The sequence below is a fragment of the Mesorhizobium sp. M5C.F.Ca.IN.020.29.1.1 genome (genome assembly GCF_003997375.1).
In the GTDB taxonomy this organism is placed as follows: domain Bacteria; phylum Pseudomonadota; class Alphaproteobacteria; order Rhizobiales; family Rhizobiaceae; genus Mesorhizobium; species Mesorhizobium wenxiniae.
Window position 1 is genome coordinate 1 of record NZ_RZSW01000868.1, and the last position, 1,783, is coordinate 1,783.

General features: G+C 58.3%; 1 protein-coding gene and 1 pseudogene. Both read right to left on the minus strand.

Annotation, left to right across the window (positions count from 1 at the left end):
* Window positions 1-337: pseudogene (locus tag EOA85_RS34445) on the minus strand (coproporphyrinogen III oxidase); the annotation flags it as partial.
* 512 nt (window positions 338-849) lie between these two features.
* Window positions 850-1,206, minus strand: coding sequence for a hypothetical protein (locus EOA85_RS34450; RefSeq protein ID WP_127212655.1), 357 nt, complete (start codon window positions 1,204-1,206; stop codon window positions 850-852).
* Window positions 1,207-1,783: the final 577 nt, after the last annotated feature.

The window sequence follows — 1,783 nt, forward strand, 5'->3', positions numbered from 1 at the left end:
GGTGAGGCGTTCCGCCGCCGAAATGCACATCGCTCACCGGCAGCCCTTGCCGCACTTGCTCCGACACCAAACTGATCTCCTGACGCAGCACCGCCAAATAATTAAGGATCGGGCCGTTGCGACGGGTGACCGCGGTAGGGAAGCCGCAATACCAGCACATGGATCGGCAAAACGGAATGTGGAAATAGAGCGACACCGATTCGTCGGCCGGGAGGCCCCTCAGCCATTCCTCATAATCGTCAGCACCAACCGCCGCAGAGAAGTCTGGCACAGTCGGATAGATGGTATACCAAGGCGGCCGGGGGTCCCGGTACTTTGTCAGGATTGAGGCGTGCAAGGAGCTGTCGTCCCACGTCGCTGATCCATGTTGTTTCGTTGCGCGCTCGTCCTGTCTCTGACCTAAGTCAGTGCGTCCCGCTTTCTCCGCGTTTTCAAGGCGGAGGCGGCGATGTCGCAGTCTCGGTTGGACAGGACGGTATCAACCACGCCGGGGAGTGCGCGTGCCATGGTTCCGCCTGAGGTGATGGTGCGGTGCCGCATTCACGTTTGAGTACGTGACGCCAGTGCAGTGTACTTGAGGCGTCTGCGGAAGAACTTTGCAATGCGAAATTCATGTCCGACGCCAAACGTCGCAACGCACCTGTCAAGCCTCGTTCAGACGCAAACGCCTGATCCATCCAGATCCAGCCAGCGGTCTTCCCTGCCGGCCGAAAAACCATACCGGCTTTAGCCACCGAGACGCTCTAAAGCTGACGTCCGCTCATTTGATAGAAGGAAGGCCGCTAGGGGGTGCACAAGGCTCCCGGACTTGACGTCGCTTCGAGCGATGAGCGGCGGTGTGGCCTGTCGTCAAGCGCCGGGCACCGTGCCCCCTACCGATATCCCGAAAAGATCGAGCAAGATGGCCATCCCGACGCCACACGCGGTCTGGATGAGGCCGACCATGAAAATGCGATTGGCGCGTTCGTAGATGGGGCGGCGCAAGGAACTCATGTCGAGCAGCATGGACAGCGCTCTCATCTGCAGTGCGATGCCGAGCAGGATCGGCACTACGGCGAACAGATCGTAGAGTTGCCATGGCAAGGGGTTCGCCGCCCAATGAGTGAGGAAGCCGAGCGAAAAGGCAAGCAGGATACCCACGGCAGTGATTGTGCCGTTGCGGAAAATGGTCTCGATCAGTTCTTCCTTCGGATCGTGCTCGTCCAAGCGGCTTCCTTTCGTTGCTCTTTCCGTCGAGACTAAGTTCTCGAGAATGCTGTTCATCGCCAATTACTCGAGGCGAGCCGTAGGCAACCGTTTCAGGGTGCGCTCCCTCCTCGCTTCCGGCCGCGCAATGTACCTGCACGGCGAACTTACAGCGGCGAAAAGGTGCTGCGGCCACCATGCGACGCATCGGACGTGGACGCCCTCTGTCCGTGGCGCAGCCCTTGCGGACCGCATGCGCGCAGTAATCCTTCTCGGTAGCGCATGAACCGGCCTCCGTTGCGGTCAGACGGGAAGCCGTCGCTGTTTAACGAGACTGTCACATATCGAACATGGCGAACCGTGTCGCACATTGCTTTTCGCAGTGACCCTCAAAAAAAGTGATTCCAGCGAGACGAAGGCGCGTCGGCCCAATTTTAGTGTCAGCCGCATCTACGCTTCAGGTTGGCATGTCGCTTGCTGCTCTATTCGGAGGCTGCAGCGGTCTGACCGGAGTGTTTCACATATAAACGATAATGAATCTCCTAGCAGAAAACACTATTCTAAGTACATTTGGCTTTTACGCTGGCTAACCTCTCGT